The organism is Pseudomonas fluorescens, from assembly GCF_005938625.1.
GTDB lineage: Bacteria > Pseudomonadota > Gammaproteobacteria > Pseudomonadales > Pseudomonadaceae > Aquipseudomonas > Aquipseudomonas fluorescens_BD.
On record NZ_VCNJ01000003.1, the window covers coordinates 267,791 to 283,608 of the forward strand.

Here is a 15,818-nt window from a genome sequence, read left to right on the forward strand (position 1 = left end):
CTTGTTCTTATAAGGAGGGCGTGCGCCCGAAACGTGGACGGAGCATACACAAGCCGATCCCGTTGCCAAACTGCTCCAGATCATAATTTCAGCGAAACTTTTCCGTCCTTTGCCACCAGCCAAACCCTTGGAGCGCGGCGGGCCGATGCCTGTAGGCAGTGACCGACCGGTCGTCATCGACAGGAGTTTCATCGGCTAATGCAAAGCTCGGTTTGCCCGGGCCTGCGGCGCACCCTAGAATGCCCCGATGCGCGATGACCTCTCCCTTCTGCTGAACTCCCTCAACGATGCCCAACGCCAGGCCGTAGCAGCCCCCGTTGGCCGTCAGTTGGTCCTGGCCGGTGCTGGCTCCGGTAAAACCCGAGTGCTGGTGCACCGTATCGCCTGGTTGATCCAGGTCGAAAACGCCTCGCCCCACTCCATTCTGTCGGTGACCTTCACCAACAAGGCCGCTGCCGAGATGCGTCATCGCATCGAGCAGTTGCTGGGTATCAACCCGGCCGGCATGTGGGTCGGCACCTTCCACGGCCTGGCGCACCGCTTGCTGCGGGCGCACTGGCAGGAAGCCGGCTTGAGCCAGACTTTCCAGATTCTCGACAGCGACGACCAGCAACGGCTGGTCAAACGGGTGATCCGCGAGCTGGGCCTGGACGAGCAACGCTGGCCCGCGCGTCAGGCGCAGTGGTTCATCAACGGCCAGAAAGACGAAGGTCTGCGCCCGCAACACATTCAGGCCAGCGGCGATTTGTATCTGGCGACCATGCGCGGCATTTACGAAGCCTACGAGGCGGCGTGCCAGCGTGCCGGCGTCATCGACTTCTCCGAACTGCTCCTGCGCGCCCTCGACTTGTGGCGCGATCACCCGGGCCTGTTGGCGCACTATCAGAAGCGCTTCCGGCATATTCTGGTGGATGAGTTCCAGGACACCAACGCCGTGCAGTACGCCTGGTTGCGCTTGCTCGGCAAGGGCGGCGACAGCCTGATGGTGGTCGGCGACGATGACCAGTCGATTTACGGCTGGCGCGGCGCGAAGATCGAAAACATTCATCAGTACTCTTCCGACTTCGCGGATTCGGTGACCATTCGTCTGGAACAGAACTACCGCTCCACCGCCGGCATCCTCAAGGCTGCCAACGCCCTCATCGCCAACAACACCGGGCGCCTCGGCAAAGAGCTGTGGACCGACGGCGGCGATGGCGAAGCGATCAATCTGTATGCCGCGTTCAACGAACACGACGAAGCACGCTACGTTGTCGAAACCATCGAAAGCGCGCTGAAAACCGGCTTGGCCCGCAGCGATATCGCGATTCTGTACCGCTCCAACGCCCAATCGCGCGTTCTCGAAGAAGCCTTGCTGCGTGAGCGTATTCCGTACCGTATCTACGGTGGTCAGCGCTTCTTCGAGCGTGCCGAAATCAAGAACGCCATGGCGTATCTGCGTTTGCTCGAAGGTCGCGGCAACGATGCGGCGCTGGAACGCGTCATCAACGTGCCGGCCCGTGGCATCGGCGAGAAAACTGTCGAGGCCATCCGCGATCACGCGCGTCACAGCGATGTGTCTATGTGGGAGGCGATGCGCCAACTGGTCGCCAACAAAGGCCTGACCGGTCGCGCCGCCGGTGCGTTAGGTGCGTTTATCGAACTGATCGAAAACCTCGCCGCCAAGTGCATGGAGATGCCGCTGCACTTGATGACGCAAACCGTCATCGAGCAATCCGGCCTGATTGCCTACCACGAAGCGGAAAAAGGCGAGAAAGGCCAGGCTCGGGTAGAAAACCTTGAGGAACTGGTCAGCGCCGCGCGCAACTTCGAGAACACCGAAGAAGACGAAGAACTGACGCCACTGGCGGCGTTCCTCGGCCACGCTTCGCTGGAGGCTGGCGACACTCAGGCTGACGAACACGAAGACAGCATTCAGCTGATGACCCTGCACAGCGCCAAAGGCCTGGAATTCCCTTACGTGTTCCTCGTGGGCATGGAAGAAGGCCTGTTCCCGCACAAGATGAGCCTGGAAGAACCGGGGCGTCTTGAGGAAGAGCGGCGTCTGGCTTACGTGGGCATTACCCGGGCAATGCAGAATCTGGTCATGACCTACGCGGAAACCCGACGCCTGTACGGCAGTGAGACCTACAACAAGGTTTCGCGTTTCGTCCGCGAAGTGCCGAAAGGTCTTATTCAGGAAGTGCGTTTGTCAAATAGCGTCAGCCGTCCGTTCGGCGGCAATCAGTCGATGAGCGGCAGCAATCTGTTCAGCGGCAGCGAAATCCCGGAAACGGGTTTCAGCCTCGGTCAGGCGGTACGCCATTCGATCTTTGGCGACGGCGTGATCCTCAACTTCGAGGGCGCCGGCGCGCAGGCGCGGGTGCAGGTTAACTTCAGCGAAGGCAGCAAGTGGCTGATGCTCGGTTACGCCAAGCTGGAAGCGATCTGACGCCGATTTGCTTTTCTGTGGGAGCGAGCCTGCTCGCGAATGAAATCACCGCGGTTGATCTGATAGATCGCGGTGCGGCCTTCGCGAGCAGGCCCGCTCCCACAGGGTTCGATGTTCTGACCAACAATCCCGCTGAACCAATCTCCTTTTCCTACAGCCAAAAGTACACGTTCTTATTGCCTCGCGAAGCTGAACGCGACCTGTCAGGCAAAAGCCCGAAACACTCTCTCGCTAGCCAGTAACACTTCAGCTGTGCAACATGGCGCGCGTGTCTCCACAAACGGGAATTCCCTTTATGAAACGTTTTCTTAGCATCGCCATGGCGTTGTGCATCGGCCTGACGATGAGCCTCGACGCCAACGCCAAGCGCTTTGGTGGTGGCAAAAGCGCCGGCGCTGCGCCGACGCACCAGACCAGCCAGATGGCTCCTTCTTCTCCAGGTGTCGGCGGCGCTGCTGCGACCGCAGGTGCTGCCGGTGCCGCAGGCGCTGCCGCCAAGGCCGGCGGTGCTTCGAAATGGCTCGGCCCTCTGGCCGGTATCGCCGCCGGTGGCCTGCTGGCGTCCATGTTCATGGGCGGCGGCTTCCAGGGCATGCAGATCTTCGACATCCTGATCATGGCCGTGATCGCGTTCGTGATCTTCCGGTTCATCGCCGCGCGTCGACGCAAGCAGCAGGAGCAATTCGCTCCGGCCGGCGCGCCGATGCAGCGTGAAGCGTTCGAACAGAAGCCTGCTGCCATGGGTTCGATCTTCGGTGGTTCGGCTGCACCTGCTGCCGCCCGTCCGGTGATCAACGCGCCGGCCTGGTTCAACGAGCAGAACTTCCTTGAAGCTGCACGCAGCCACTTCCAGGCGCTGCAGCAGCACTGGGATGCCAACGAAATGGACAAGATCGCCGAGTTCGTGACCCCGCAAATGCTCGAGTTCCTCAAGCGTGAGCGTGCGGATCTGGGCGACGCGTTCCAGTCGACCTACATCGACAACCTCCAGGTGCAACTGGATGGCGTGGATGACCGTGCCGACAAGACCATCGCCACCCTGACCTTCAACGGTGTGTCGAAGACCTCGCGCTTCGACCAGGGCGAAGTGTTCAGCGAAAGCTGGAACATGGAACGTCCGCAGGGCGAGAACCAGCCTTGGCTGGTTGCCGGTATCCGCCAGAACGGCTGATCCCTCACTACGCTTAACTTGCGGTAATAAAAACCCCAGCCTCGGCTGGGGTTTTCTATTTCGCGGTTGCATCTATAGCGAGCTACTGTATAAACCGGCCCATATAAACCGCGCCATTCAAGCAAGAGGATCCCGGACGTGGAAGAAATCATCGAACAACTGCGTGAAGCCAACGAACCCGTGCCGGTTCCTTTGGAATTGCCTGACGAAGATCTGCTGGTCGAAATCGAAGAACAGCTGTTCATCGACATTCCGTTTGTCTTCAGAGAGTTTTTGCTGACCGTCAGCGACGTGGTCTACGGCAGCCTCGAGCCGGTGACTGTCACCGACCCACAATCCCACACCTACTTGCCGGATGTGGCCGCCAACGCTTGGGATGCCGGTGTTGATCGCAGCCTGATTCCAATCTGTCAGGACGGCGACGACTACTACTGCGTCGAAGAAGACGGTACGGTGGTGTTGTGGCAGGCCGAAGAGGAATTGATTGCCGAGGAAACCTGGGAATCGGTGTGGCACTGGGCGCGGGACGTCTGGCTGGAAAGCTGATCGGCCAGCCGCCCCGGCAGGTCAATGCCCCGACGACTCCTTGTGGTTGTCGAGGGTTTCCAGCAGCGCCACCTGCATCCGCGTGTGCACGCGGATGAACCAGCGCCAGAGCAGCGCCGCCACGGCGGCCGCGACCACGGCGATCAGTACCAGCAACTTGTTGGTCGGCAAGATACTGGCCGACAAGGCTGCCAACAGCAGGAAAATCACCAGCAGCGAGAGGATCGGGATCACTTCGGAGATCACCCGACGCACTCGCTGCGTGTGACGCCCGGCCATCTCTGGCTTCACACCCATCTCCGCCAGCAGCATCGACAACGCCTTGAGCTTGCGATACGCCGCAATCAAAAACGGCAGAGAGACCAGCAACGCCCCGCCCCAGATCAACGCCTTCTGCCAGCTTGGATCGCTGATCCAGTCTTGCAGCGACAGCGAGATGCGTTCAGCGAAATACGCGCCGGCGAAAAAGATCGCAATCACCAGCGCCAGATTGACGCCGACCTGCAGCAAGATCTTGCGAATGATTGAAGCAAGCATCGCGCCCTCGCCTTGCGGCTGGATACTGCGCAGCCATTCGCCGTACATGCCCAGCACACGACCGAGACGCTTGGGCACGGCCGCCGACAGCTTGATCGACAGCGGATCTGCCGCACGAATCAGATACGGTGTCAGTAGCGTCGTAATCACCGATACCGCGACGGCGACCGGATAGAGGAAGTTACTGGTGACCTGCAAGGTCATCCCCAGCGCGGCGATAATGAAGGAAAATTCGCCAATCTGTGACAGCCCCATCCCGACGCGCAGTGAGGTGCGTCCGTCATTGCCGGCGATAAAGGCCCCGAGGCCGCAGGACAACATCTTGCCGAGCACAACAGCGACGGTGATCACTGCAATCGGCCACGCGTATTGCAGCAGAATCAGCGGATCAAGCATCAGTCCGATAGCCACAAAGAAGATTGCGCTGAACAAGTCGCGAACCGGCTCGATCAGCCGCTCGATCTTCAGCAATTGCCGCGACTCGGCCATGATCGCGCCGATCAGGAAGGCACCGAGGACCATGCTGTATTCAAGTTTGACCACCAGCAGGCAGAAGCCGAAACACAGGCCCAGCACGGTGATAAGCAGCATTTCGTTGCTTTCGAATTTGGCCACGTAAGCCAGCAGTCGCGGCACCAGCAGGATGCCGATGACCAACGCGACGATCATGAACAGCGACAGCTTGCCGACCGTGGAAAACACTTCACCGGAGCTGACGGTGCCGCTCACTGCGATGCTGGATAGCAGCGCGATGATGCCGATACCGAGGATGTCTTCGACGATCAGCACGCCGAAGATCAACTGCGCGAAACGCTCGTTCTTCATCTTCAGGTCATTGAGTGCCTTGACGATGATAGTGGTCGAGGAGATCGCCAGAATCGCGCCGAGGAACAGCGAATCCATGGTGTTCCAGTCGAACCAGCGACCGATTTCATAGCCGATCCAGATCATCAGGACGATTTCGAGAAACGCCGCGATAAACGCCGTGGCGCCGACCTTGAACAGCTTGCGCAGGCTGAACTCGAGGCCAAGGCAGAACATCAGGAAAATCACCCCGAGTTCGGCGAGAGTCTTGATGGTTTCTTCGTCGTGGATCAGGCCGAACGGCGGCGTATGCGGGCCGATGATGAAACCAGCGACGATGTAGCCAAGCACCACTGGTTGCTTGAACCGGTGGAACAACACGGTCACCACACCTGCGACCAACATGATCACTGCCAGGTCCTGAATAAAACTGATGGCATGCATGGCGTGGGCTCCTTGAATGAAAAGGCTCGCAGGCAGACGTCAGAAAAGTCTGGGCGAGCTAGGTAAAAATCCGCTTTTGGTGTGGGAATTGCCCTTGAGGCGGGCTTTTGCAGGGTAACACCGCGACTTCCGCCTGGAAGGCGGTGCAATATATGGAAACAGATCGATACCGGCGTGACGGCATCCAGTCGCCCGGCGTCCCGATAACGGTGCTTTTGAAAAGCGACCAGGCACCCGCAGAGGTGCTTCCAGCAACCAGCCTTGATCCGTGAGAACGTTATGGAACCCGGAAACGCCCAGCTGTCGATGACGGTACTGATGACCCCCGACATGGCCAACTTCTCTGGCAATGTCCACGGCGGCACCCTGCTCAAATACCTCGACGAAGTGGCTTACGCCTGCGCGAGCCGTTATGCCGGTCGCTACGTGGTGACCCTGTCGGTGGATCAGGTGATTTTCCGCGAGCCGATCCATGTCGGCGAACTGGTGACCTTCCTCGCGTCGGTCAACTACACCGGCAACACATCGATGGAAGTCGGCATCAAAGTCGTCACGGAAAACATCCGTGAACGCTCGGTGCGCCACACCAATAGCTGCTTCTTCACTATGGTGGCGGTGGATGATCAGCGCAAACCGGCACCCGTGCCGCCGCTGCAACCGCAGAACAGTGAAGACAAGCGTCGTTATATGCAGGCGCAGCAACGTCGGCAGATTCGTCAGGAGCTGGAAAAGCGCTATCAGGAGATCAAGGGCGACGCCTGATCAGTCTTTGAATTGATGCTGTCTGAGCTATAGCCTTCGCGAGCAAGCTCGCTCCCACAAGTACCGCGTCAACCTGTGGGAGCGAGCTTGCTCGCGAATGGGGCAACACGGTCTTACAGACTGATCGCAGTAGCCTCGAACTTCACCCGCGGGTGCGCAATCCGATCCTGCGCCCGCACCAGTTGCAGCTCATAACTGGCGCAAGCCTGAGTCTCCAGCAACACCTCATGCACCGCCGCCGCGGTGAATTCAAACGCTGCCACCAGACTGTCGCCCAGCAGCACCCGCGCCAGAAACAGGCCGGATGTCAGATCACCCACGCCCACCGGCTGACGCGGAAACGCCAGCAGCGGACGGCGCAAATGCCAGCTGCCCTCGGCCGTGACTAACAGCATCTCGAAGCCATCCGCCGGTTTGCCCGGATAATCCAGATGCTTGACCAGCACCGCTTTCGGCCCGCGCGCCAGCAAGGCTCGCGCCATCGCCAGACAGTCGAACAACGACTGCGGCTTGCGCCCGGAGAAGCTGTCCAGCTCCAACTGGTTGGGGCACATGATGTCCGCCACGGCTGCTGCTTCCTCCAGGAGGAAATCGCTGACTTCGGTCGGCACGCTGCAGCCCTTCTCGGGGTGACCCATCACCGGATCACACAGATACAACGCCTTTGGATTGACCGACTTGATGCGCTCGACGCCGCTGAGAATCGCCCGGCCCTGCGCCGCGCTGCCAAGGTATCCGGACAGCACCGCATCGCAGTTGCCCAGTTCGCCAATCGCGGCGATGCCTTCGACCAGCTCGGGAATCTGCTGCGGCGCCAACACTTCGCCGGCCCATTGGCCGTACTGGGTGTGGTTGGAAAACTGCACGGTGTTGAGCGGCCAGACATTGACCCCGACCCGCTGCATCGGAAAAACCGCGGCGCTGTTGCCGGCGTGGCCGAACACCACGTGGGACTGAATGGCGAGCAGATGAGGCGTACGTTTCATTCGGGTCATTCCGTAAAACGATTGAAATTCAAGCCGCGCAGTATGCGACGAAACGCAGCCTGTACGACAGACCGGCGACGCAGTTAAGCTGACGCTATCTTTTGGAGTTCGATGTTGATGCTGACCCTGGAAAACATCTTCGTGCTGATACTGTTCGCCACTGCCGGCGCGTGGCTATGGCACAACCATGGCTTGCGCGAACGCGCCCTGGAGCGGGTCAAACAGCATTGTCTGAACGTGCGGGTCGAGCTACTCGACGGCAACGTTGCCCTGAAGAAGATCGGTTTCATCAAGGACGCCAACGGTCGCCGACGACTGGCGCGGGTGTATAACTTCGAGTTCACCGTGACCGGCGAAACCCGGCATAACGGCACCATCACCCAATTCGGCGCGCACAGTGCGCAGATCGAACTGGCGCCCTACCCGGCACCGTTCGACGATACGCCACCGGTGGTTGAGGTGCACAAGCCTCGCGCCGAAGTCATCGAGTTAAGCCAGTGGCGGCAGGAACACACCAAGTGGAAGCCTTAAAGATCAAAAGATCGCAGCCTTCGGCAGCTCCTACAGGGAATCGCATGTAGGAGCTGCCGAAGGCTGCGATCTTTTGATCTAACTGTCCCGACACCCCGACAAACCCTGCTGCAGCTTTTCAATGTTTTGCGGATCGACGAAGATCAGCTCAATCCGCGAATCCTTTCGCCACTCACTGACCTGCCAAATCAACTCGGCATTATCCAAAGCATTCGCAGACACCCAGCCCTCCGAGCTGTGGATAACCAGTTTCGCCCGCTGCCAATTGAGGCTGGCTAGCCAGTCAGCAATGCGAAGCTTGTCGAACGTCTGCCCCGGATGCCAACGCCAACCAATGCTCCAGCCCCCCTCCTGCGCCTGACTCAGGCAAATCGGCAGCGTCGGATCAGTCCAGACGGTCGGCATTTGACCTAATGCTTTGGGTACGGCCAGGTTATCCACACCGTTGACCGCTTTTGCGGCCAGGCCCGGCAGTTCACTCAGGCTTAATTGCGCCTCTCGAGTCCAGACCAACGGCACTGGCGGCAACTGCCTGGCGATTTTTCCCTTGGCCCCGTCATCAAGGTTTTCAGCCTTGTTCAACAACAGCAGACCAGCGGTTGCCAAGGCTTCCTGTTGCGCTGCCGGCAAGGCTTTCCCCGCTTCAAGCGCCTGAGCATCCAGCACCAAAACACACGGCTGCACCGCCAGCACCCCCAGCCACGGCGCCTCATTCAACTGTTTAATCAGCTGCGCCGGATGCCCCAGTCCGGACGGCTCGATAAACAGTCGGTGGGGCTTGGCCTTACGCAACAAACGCCCGAGACCAATCTGAAACGGTGCGCCATTGACGCAACACAGGCAGCCCCCGGCCACTTCGCCCAGTGCGATACCATCGGCATCACTCGTCAGCAGCGCGGCATCGAGGCCGATCTGGCCGAACTCGTTGATCAGCACCGCCCAGCGCTCGCCGGCCGGCCGCTGAGCCATGAGCTGGCGAATCAGGCTGGTCTTGCCGGCACCCAAAGGGCCAGCAATGACATGGGTAGGAATGTTCTGCAACATGGCCGGGAGCTTTTTTGGGAGATTCAAAAGATGCGTTGGATAGGATGGTCGTTGCTGTTGACGCTGCTGTCGAGCGAAGCGTGGGCTCAGGCCTGCGTGGTGCACAGTCAGGGCGAGCGGCTCGACGTCAAAGTCTGTCAGCAGAACCGCAATATTCCTGAAAAACTGTTCAACGACGGCTTCTGCCAACCAACCCTGGCCGGGCAAAAAGTCGAGGTGCAATACGTCGATCAATGCCCGAGCGGCGCGTTTGGCGTGTGCAGCAACGCGCAAGTCGCCAATATGCCTTATCGCCAGGATATCCACTATTACGGCGTCGCCACGGATGCCGCGTATCTGAAGCCGTACTGCGAAGGCCAGAGCCAGGGTTCCTGGCTCAAGCCTTGAGGCGTCAACCGAGCCAGTCGAGGGTCAGTATCAGACGACGCTCGCCTGCGGCCGGTTGCGGCGAACGGTGAATCAGACCGAAGCCTTCATTGCCGTGCCATTTCTCGCCTTTCAGTAAGGCGACGTCGCCGCTCTTGAGTTGCTGTATTTGCGCTTGGGATTCGGCGTTGGCCTGCCCCAATTGACCGCGATCCATCGCGCCTTCCTTGAGCCATTGGCTGCCGACGCCGGCGTAGGTCGTGATCAGCCGCACCGGCACATGATCAACGTGGAAGCGCGGGCACATGGCTTTATCCAGCACCCGCAGGCGCAGGCCGATTCGCCGCGCACCGAGCAAGCAGGCAAAGGCGCTGACTAACCATTTCAGGTCGGAGATAAAGCCTTCGTAGCCCTCTAGATCGCGCAAGCCCACGGCCAGACCGGCAAGATCAGGCTCCGCGTCCTCATCAGGCAACTCCAGGCACAGCGATTCCGCCAAAGGCTCGTTGAGCGACAGTAGCAAGTGGGCAAACTCGCTGACGTGCAAAGGCAGTTGACGCTGCCAGACAGCGAGGTTGATGTCGTCTTCCAGAATCCGTGCCAGTGCTTTCGGCGTCGGACCTTGATGTTGGTGGCGCGTACGGTTCTGCAGCAGTTTAAGCGCGAGCATCAGGCGGCCTCTTCGTGCCAAGGGCCGAACGGATCTGGCAACAATCGCCAGCCTTCGACACCGAGCGCCATTTCTTCATCGGTGAGCTGACAAGCATCGAGTTCGGCAGAGAGCTGCAGGAAATCGATGTTCTGCCCGATGAACACCAGTTCCTGGCGGCAGTCTCCTACGCTCGGCATCCAGTTTTCCATGATGGCTGCGGTGCTTTCCTGATCTTGTGGCCACTGATCCTTCGGTACAAAACGCCACCAGCGCCCGGCAAAACCGTGGCGCATCAGACCGCCGGCCTGCGACCAGCTGCCGGCATCGGTGGGCTTGCTCGCGAGCCAGAAGAAGCCTTTGGAGCGAAGCAACTTGCCGTTCAACCACGGACGGTCAATGAAGCTGAAGAAGCGTTGCGGATGAAACGGGCGACGCGCGCGGTACGCCGTTGAAGCGATGCCGTACTCGTCGGTTTCCGGCACGTGTTCACCGCGCAGCTCTTGCAGCCAACCCGGCGCTTGCGCGGCTCTTTCGAAGTCAAAACGACCGGTATTGAGGATCTTTTCCAGCGGCACCTCGCCCATCACCATCGGGATGATTTCGGCCTGAGCGTTGAGGCGCTTGAGGATGGCCGTCAGTTCTTCGCGCTGGCTTTGGCTGATCAGGTCGATCTTGCTGATCAACAGCACATCGGCGAATTCAATTTGTTCGATCAACAGATCGGTGATCGAGCGTTCGTCTTCTTCGCCGAGAATCTCGCCACGGGAGGCGAGACTCTCGGCCGCGTGGTAGTCCGGCAGGAAATTCAAGCCGTCGACTACAGTGACCATGGTGTCGAGACGCGCGATGTCAGAGAGGCTCTGGCCATGTTCATCGCGGAAGGTAAAGGTTTCGGCCACGGGCAGTGGTTCGGAGATTCCGGTGGACTCGATCAACAAATAGTCGAAGCGGCCCTCACGGGCGAGTTTGCTGACCTCTTCAAGCAGGTCTTCGCGTAACGTACAGCAGATACAGCCATTACTCATTTCGACTATTTTTTCTTCTGCGCGGTTTAAGCTGACATCACGCTGAACTTCGCAGCCATCGATATTGATCTCGCTCATATCATTGACGATGACGGCTACACGCAAACCCTTGCGATTACGTAGTACGTAATTCAAAAGTGTACTTTTTCCAGCGCCAAGAAATCCTGAAAGTACGGTAACGGGCAATTCGGCTGACATTGGATAATCCTCTTTAAATCGCAGCCGATTAGCGCTTTGCTGGCGCTTGGCGTTTTTTTGCTTCATGCGATGGTTTTCGCTGAAAGTAAACGCTTGAAATCGGCTTGCGCAGGCTCGGTCGTCATTTATGTTATAGTATAACAGCACGAATAAACCAGCCCTCCTCTTGTCTTGAGCGATAAACCGCAGGAAGCTGGAGTCGATACCACTCCGGAATTCTTAATGAAGATTGCGCTGAAATGCTCGTTGTTGAGCCTTGGATTGTTGATGATCGGCAATGCATCGGCTCAGGTGCCGGCGCTTGCGACCTGCACACGCAGCGCAAATCTGTTGGCCTGCGTCGATGCCGACGGCAACGCCTATAGCGTCAACACCGTTGGCAGCACGCTTTATCTGCGTGGGTTTGAAAAGTCTGGCCAGCGTTATTGGGCGCAGACCAATAGCCGTTTTGGCCAACTGACGTTCTTCACCGGCATCGCCTCTGACGGCGAAGCCTGGGTCGGCTACACACGACGCGTCGGCTGGACGACGATCAATCGGTTCTCGAGCTCGGGCGGTAGCAGCGCGAAGTTCACCTGCAGCCGGATTACCGGCTGTTAGACCTGCGCCTTTTGCTGCTCTTGCTGCCAAGCCAGGTAGCTGTCGACGGGGGGATTCTTTTCAAAGTAGCGCTGCAATCCTTTAAACAAACCGTCTGCCACGGCTTGCTGATGCCGAGCGGTGACTAGACGCTGACTGTCGCGCGCATTGGAAATGAAGCCGGTTTCCACCAGGATTGAGGGTACATCTGGCGATTTCAGCACCGCAAAACCGGCCTGCTCTACACGCTTCTGGTGCAGAGTGGTGATACCGGCAAGGCTGCTCAGCACCGTGCTGCCGAGCTGCAAACTGGCGGCGATCGTCGCATTCATTGACATGTCGAGGATCACCCCGGCGAGCATCGGGTCTTTATCTTTCAAATTAAGCAGACTTGTCGCACCGAGCAGGTCCGCGCCATTCTCTCGCTGCGCCATAAAGCGCGCAGTCGCCGATGTCGCACCACCTTCAGACAGACAATAAACCGAGGCGCCAGAAGCGGTCAGGCGCGGGGCTGCGTCGGCATGCACCGAGATAAACATGTCGGCCTTATGCTGCCTGGCGATCTCCACACGCTTGCGTAAAGGCACGAAAAAATCGTTATTGCGCACCAGTTTTACGTCAAAGCCCTTCTCTTTTTTCAGGCGTTTAGCGAGCAACTGCGCAATGGAAAGCACGACATCTTTTTCCCGCTCGCCCTTGGCGCCGATCGCGCCGGGATCCTTTCCGCCATGCCCCGGATCGACGACTACGATGATGTTGCGCTTCGGGTGAGCGCTAATCTGCGGTGTTTCACGTGGAACCTTTGGGGCTACTGGCATCGGATTCGCGCTGACCAAATCCAATACCAAGCGATGACTTTGCCCGTCTTGCGGCGCCAAAAGGAAACTGTTCAGCAGCACGGGATTGCTTAGATCGAGAACAATCCGCGTATCACCCAGACCAAAAGGCCCGGATCGAATCGACCGTATAACCGAGCCATCCAGCGCCAAATGACTGAAATCGCCGCTCAAGCTAGCCCCACTCACATCAATGATTAGCCGTTCAGGCGCATTGAGTGTGAAGGTCCTGTAGCGTACCGGCCCGCTCAAATCGAACACCAACCGCACTTTGTCCTCAGATCGCCAAAGTCGTGCCTGGCGAATTTGCGTAGCTGACACACTGAAGGGCAAAGCGAAAGCAGTGCTGGCTAAAATCAGATTGAGCACCTGACGTCTGTGCATATGAAAACCCGTTCATGAAAAAGACATCGTGATTCGTATTGTTATAATGTAACATCTAATTGAACCACCATGATGGTCCCCGAACATGAATTCGCTTTCACTCCCGGATATCGCCGCGCAGACCGCTCGCCAAGTTTTGCCACTCGAATGGGTGGGCATGCACGGAATCGCATTACCTGTTTTATTGGAAGGCCAACACCTGAGTGCCAAGACTGACGCCGGAGTGAGTCTGGATGACGGCGAGGCGCGCGGCATTCATATGTCTCGACTGTATTTGGCTCTGGAAGCGCTCGAACAGGAGCGCCTGACACCCGCTCTTCTGCACCAGGTGCTCAAGCGTTTTCTGGAAAGCCACGAAGGTTTATCCAGCCGTGCTTACCTGAATATTCACACCGATCTGTTGATGAAAAGGCCAGCGTTGATCAGTCCATTGGCTGGCTGGAAGTCCTATCCAGCGACGATTTTGGCCAGCCTGAAAAACAAAGTGTTCCACGTGGAACTCAAAATAGAAGTGCCCTACTCCTCGACTTGCCCGTGCTCCGCGGCACTGGCCCGGCAGTTGATCCAGCAGCAATTCATCGACGACTTCGCCAATAAAAGTCTTCATCACGCAGACGTTCTGGCCTGGCTCGGCTCCACCCACGGCATCGTCGCAACGCCTCACAGCCAGCGCAGCACCGCGCGACTGCATCTACATCTCGACGAGTTCATCGATGAGCTCCCATTGAGCGTGATCATCAATGACGCCGAAGCGGCCCTTGGCACCGCTGTACAAACCGCAGTAAAACGCGCGGACGAACAAGCCTTCGCCCTCGCTAACGGCCAGAACCTGATGTTCTGTGAAGACGCAGCGCGCCGTCTGAATCTGGCATTGCGTCGCACCCCTGGAGTCAGCGCCTTCCATCTGCGAGTCATTCACGCCGAAAGCCTGCACGCCCACGACGCCGTCGCCGAAAGCCACTGGCAGCGTGAGCAAGCATGATCCGCTGCCAATCCCTGAGTTGGGGCGCACCCGGTCAACCACTGACGAGCCCGCTGAGTCTTGAGTTCGACAGCGGCAGCCTGACGGCGATCATCGGCGCCAACGGCTGTGGCAAAAGCAGCCTGCTGAAAGTGATCGCCGGGTTGCAGAAACCATTGGCAGGCAATGTCGGCCTGAGTGTTCCACGTCACAGCGGATTGTCCTTCCTGCCCCAGCAACAGCATCTGGATCGCCAATTCCCCATCAGCCTCGAAGAACTGGTCGCCGCTGGTTTCTGGGGAAGAAGACTATCGACCCAACTACGAAGCCAGCGCCTGAAAGATGCGCTGGCGAACTGGCACCTCAGTGGACTCGAGCACCGTCCCCTCATGGCTCTGTCCGGTGGCGAACTGCAACGCGCCCTGCTCGCTCGGCTGAGCCTGACCGACGCGCCCGTGCTACTGCTCGACGAACCCCACGCAGCACTCGATGAACTCGGCCAACAACTGCTTTGGCAACACATTCATACCTGGCATGGCGAAGGTCGAACACTGGTCGTCGTGTGTCACGACCTCGCCGCCGTACGCCAGCACATCCCGCAAACCTTGCTGATCAAAAACCGCGAATGCGTGTTTGGAGCCAGCAACGAATTGATCCAGCAAACCCCTCACACGCAGGTGGCCTGATGCTCGCCGTCACTCACCTTTGGCAACCGTTCAACGAATTTGTGTTCATGCGTCGCGCCCTGCTCGGCGGTCTTGTATTAGCGTGCAGCACCGCGCCGCTCGGCGTGTTCTTGATCCTGCGACGGATGAGCCTGATCGGTGATGCAGTGGCCCACGGAATTCTTCCCGGCGCTGCATTGGGTTTCTGGTTCGCCGGTCTGAGTCTGCCTGCACTGACGCTCGGCGGTCTTGGGGCCGGCCTTAGCATGGCCGGCCTCGCCGCCTGGATCACCCGCCGCACCGGCCTGCGCGAAGACGCCAGTCTCGCTGCTATCTACCCCATTTCCCTCGCCAGCGGCGTACTGATTCTCGGTGTCGCCGGCAAACGCCTTGACCTGTTGCATCTGCTGTTCGGCTCGGCGTTAGCCGTCGACGGCCCGACCCTCGCCGGCATGTTATGGGTTTCGGGATTCAGCCTGATCGCCATGGCACTGATCTACAAGCCGCTGTTGCTCGACACCCTCGACCCGTTGTTCTTGAGAACCGTCAGCCGCCTCGGCCCTATCGCCCACGGCGTCTTTCTGACGTTGGTCGTACTCAATCTGGTGATCGGCTTTCAGGCCATCGGCGCTCTGATGGTGGTTGGACTGATGATGCTTCCCGCCGCCGCTTCGCGATTCTGGAGCCGCCGTCTGCCGATGCTGATTGCTATCGCGGCCGGCATAGGTTGCCTCTCGGTGTGGTTCGGCTTGCTGCTGTCGTTCTACTACTCGCTGCCCAGCGGCCCGGCCATCGTGCTGGTGGCGGGCCTCGGCTACCTGCTGTCCGTGGTGTTCGGGCCGGTTCACGGTTTGTTGCGCCGCCCGCCTTTGCTCACATCCCAATGAGGTGTTTCC

Annotated in this window: 16 protein-coding genes; 10 read left to right on the plus strand and 6 right to left on the minus strand. The window is 58.9% G+C overall.

The window, feature by feature from the left end; translation table 11 throughout:
• Positions 1-247: 247 nt before the first annotated feature.
• The 3 genes from uvrD to FGA82_RS03145 all read left to right on the plus strand — a co-directional run bounded on the left by uvrD (position 248) and on the right by FGA82_RS03145 (position 4,148).
• The gene (gene uvrD / locus FGA82_RS03130) at positions 248-2,431 is read left to right on the plus strand and encodes a DNA helicase II (protein WP_007912069.1); all 2,184 of its coding nucleotides are present in this window, start codon (positions 248-250) and stop codon (positions 2,429-2,431) included.
• Between the two features lie 295 nt (positions 2,432-2,726).
• On the plus strand, positions 2,727-3,602 hold the full coding sequence (locus tag FGA82_RS03140) for a Tim44 domain-containing protein (RefSeq protein ID WP_141125983.1): 876 nt from the start codon (positions 2,727-2,729) through the stop codon (positions 3,600-3,602).
• Between the two features lie 138 nt (positions 3,603-3,740).
• Entirely contained in the window at positions 3,741-4,148 is a 408-nt protein-coding gene (locus FGA82_RS03145; protein ID WP_003187120.1) for an SMI1/KNR4 family protein, read from the plus strand.
• Between the two features lie 21 nt (positions 4,149-4,169).
• Here the strand turns inward: FGA82_RS03145 and FGA82_RS03150 are convergent, their stop codons facing one another.
• A complete protein-coding gene (locus FGA82_RS03150) occupies positions 4,170-5,933 on the minus strand; it encodes a cation:proton antiporter (protein WP_141125984.1) in 1,764 nt (587 codons plus the stop codon).
• Between the two features lie 279 nt (positions 5,934-6,212).
• Here FGA82_RS03150 and FGA82_RS03155 point away from each other — a divergent pair, with 279 nt between their 5' ends.
• On the plus strand, positions 6,213-6,695 hold the full coding sequence (locus tag FGA82_RS03155; RefSeq protein WP_041073853.1) for an acyl-CoA thioesterase: 483 nt from the start codon (positions 6,213-6,215) through the stop codon (positions 6,693-6,695).
• Between the two features lie 113 nt (positions 6,696-6,808).
• Here the strand turns inward: FGA82_RS03155 and pdxY are convergent, their stop codons facing one another.
• Positions 6,809-7,681, minus strand: a complete 873-nt coding sequence (gene pdxY / locus FGA82_RS03160; protein ID WP_007912061.1) for a pyridoxal kinase PdxY — start codon at positions 7,679-7,681, stop codon at positions 6,809-6,811.
• 117 nt (positions 7,682-7,798) lie between these two features.
• On the opposite strand from pdxY, the gene FGA82_RS03165 reads away from it, so the two are divergent.
• On the plus strand, positions 7,799-8,212 hold the full coding sequence (locus tag FGA82_RS03165; RefSeq protein WP_141126115.1) for a DUF3301 domain-containing protein: 414 nt from the start codon (positions 7,799-7,801) through the stop codon (positions 8,210-8,212).
• Between the two features lie 78 nt (positions 8,213-8,290).
• On the opposite strand, the gene FGA82_RS03170 is transcribed toward FGA82_RS03165, so the two are convergent.
• Entirely contained in the window at positions 8,291-9,256 is a 966-nt protein-coding gene (locus FGA82_RS03170) for a CobW family GTP-binding protein (protein WP_141125985.1), read from the minus strand.
• Positions 9,257-9,286: 30 nt separating this feature from the next.
• On the opposite strand from FGA82_RS03170, the gene FGA82_RS03175 reads away from it, so the two are divergent.
• Entirely contained in the window at positions 9,287-9,643 is a 357-nt protein-coding gene (locus FGA82_RS03175) for an NADH:ubiquinone oxidoreductase (RefSeq protein ID WP_141125986.1), read from the plus strand.
• 4 nt (positions 9,644-9,647) lie between these two features.
• Here FGA82_RS03175 and FGA82_RS03180 read toward each other — a convergent pair whose 3' ends face one another.
• On the minus strand, positions 9,648-10,292 hold the full coding sequence (locus FGA82_RS03180) for a DUF1826 domain-containing protein (RefSeq protein WP_141125987.1): 645 nt from the start codon (positions 10,290-10,292) through the stop codon (positions 9,648-9,650).
• Positions 10,292-11,497 (minus strand): zinc metallochaperone GTPase ZigA, encoded by a 1,206-nt coding sequence (zigA, locus tag FGA82_RS03185; protein WP_141125988.1) that lies wholly within the window; start codon positions 11,495-11,497, stop codon positions 10,292-10,294. Before zigA ends, FGA82_RS03180 begins: the two co-directional genes overlap by 1 nt.
• A gap of 222 nt (positions 11,498-11,719) precedes the next feature.
• Here zigA and FGA82_RS03190 point away from each other — a divergent pair, with 222 nt between their 5' ends.
• Positions 11,720-12,097 (plus strand): glutamine synthetase, encoded by a 378-nt coding sequence (locus FGA82_RS03190; protein ID WP_141125989.1) that lies wholly within the window; start codon positions 11,720-11,722, stop codon positions 12,095-12,097.
• On the opposite strand, the gene FGA82_RS03195 is transcribed toward FGA82_RS03190, so the two are convergent.
• Entirely contained in the window at positions 12,094-13,296 is a 1,203-nt protein-coding gene (locus tag FGA82_RS03195) for an N-acetylmuramoyl-L-alanine amidase (protein WP_141125990.1), read from the minus strand. The genes FGA82_RS03190 and FGA82_RS03195 overlap by 4 nt on opposite strands.
• An 85-nt stretch (positions 13,297-13,381) precedes the next feature.
• On the opposite strand from FGA82_RS03195, the gene folE2 reads away from it, so the two are divergent.
• The 3 genes from folE2 to FGA82_RS03210 are packed head-to-tail and all read left to right on the plus strand — an operon-like array spanning position 13,382 to position 15,809.
• A complete protein-coding gene (gene folE2, locus FGA82_RS03200; protein WP_141125991.1) occupies positions 13,382-14,278 on the plus strand; it encodes a GTP cyclohydrolase FolE2 in 897 nt (298 codons plus the stop codon).
• Positions 14,275-14,943 (plus strand): metal ABC transporter ATP-binding protein, encoded by a 669-nt coding sequence (locus tag FGA82_RS03205; protein WP_141125992.1) that lies wholly within the window; start codon positions 14,275-14,277, stop codon positions 14,941-14,943. Before folE2 ends, FGA82_RS03205 begins: the two co-directional genes overlap by 4 nt.
• Positions 14,943-15,809 carry a metal ABC transporter permease gene (locus tag FGA82_RS03210; RefSeq protein ID WP_141125993.1) on the plus strand — a complete coding sequence of 289 codons (867 nt, stop codon included), beginning with the start codon at positions 14,943-14,945 and terminating at the stop codon, positions 15,807-15,809. The genes FGA82_RS03205 and FGA82_RS03210 overlap by 1 nt, the downstream gene beginning before the upstream one ends.
• The last annotated feature ends 9 nt before the right edge of the window (positions 15,810-15,818 follow it).

Bases quoted from the DNA above. Each gene is read 5' to 3' on its own strand.
- uvrD (WP_007912069.1), top strand. From the start codon at position 248: ATGCGCGATGACCTCTCCCTTCTGCTGAACTCCCTCAACGATGCCCAA.
- FGA82_RS03140 (WP_141125983.1), top strand. From the start codon at position 2,727: ATGAAACGTTTTCTTAGCATCGCCATGGCGTTGTGCATCGGCCTGACG.
- FGA82_RS03150 (WP_141125984.1), bottom strand. From the start codon at position 5,933: ATGCATGCCATCAGTTTTATTCAGGACCTGGCAGTGATCATGTTGGTC.
- FGA82_RS03155 (WP_041073853.1), top strand. From the start codon at position 6,213: ATGGAACCCGGAAACGCCCAGCTGTCGATGACGGTACTGATGACCCCC.
- pdxY (WP_007912061.1), bottom strand. From the start codon at position 7,681: ATGAAACGTACGCCTCATCTGCTCGCCATTCAGTCCCACGTGGTGTTC.
- FGA82_RS03165 (WP_141126115.1), top strand. From the start codon at position 7,799: ATGCTGACCCTGGAAAACATCTTCGTGCTGATACTGTTCGCCACTGCC.
- FGA82_RS03170 (WP_141125985.1), bottom strand. From the start codon at position 9,256: ATGTTGCAGAACATTCCTACCCATGTCATTGCTGGCCCTTTGGGTGCC.
- FGA82_RS03175 (WP_141125986.1), top strand. From the start codon at position 9,287: ATGCGTTGGATAGGATGGTCGTTGCTGTTGACGCTGCTGTCGAGCGAA.
- FGA82_RS03180 (WP_141125987.1), bottom strand. From the start codon at position 10,292: ATGCTCGCGCTTAAACTGCTGCAGAACCGTACGCGCCACCAACATCAA.
- zigA (WP_141125988.1), bottom strand. From the start codon at position 11,497: ATGTCAGCCGAATTGCCCGTTACCGTACTTTCAGGATTTCTTGGCGCT.
- FGA82_RS03190 (WP_141125989.1), top strand. From the start codon at position 11,720: ATGAAGATTGCGCTGAAATGCTCGTTGTTGAGCCTTGGATTGTTGATG.
- FGA82_RS03195 (WP_141125990.1), bottom strand. From the start codon at position 13,296: ATGCACAGACGTCAGGTGCTCAATCTGATTTTAGCCAGCACTGCTTTC.
- folE2 (WP_141125991.1), top strand. From the start codon at position 13,382: ATGAATTCGCTTTCACTCCCGGATATCGCCGCGCAGACCGCTCGCCAA.
- FGA82_RS03205 (WP_141125992.1), top strand. From the start codon at position 14,275: ATGATCCGCTGCCAATCCCTGAGTTGGGGCGCACCCGGTCAACCACTG.
- FGA82_RS03210 (WP_141125993.1), top strand. From the start codon at position 14,943: ATGCTCGCCGTCACTCACCTTTGGCAACCGTTCAACGAATTTGTGTTC.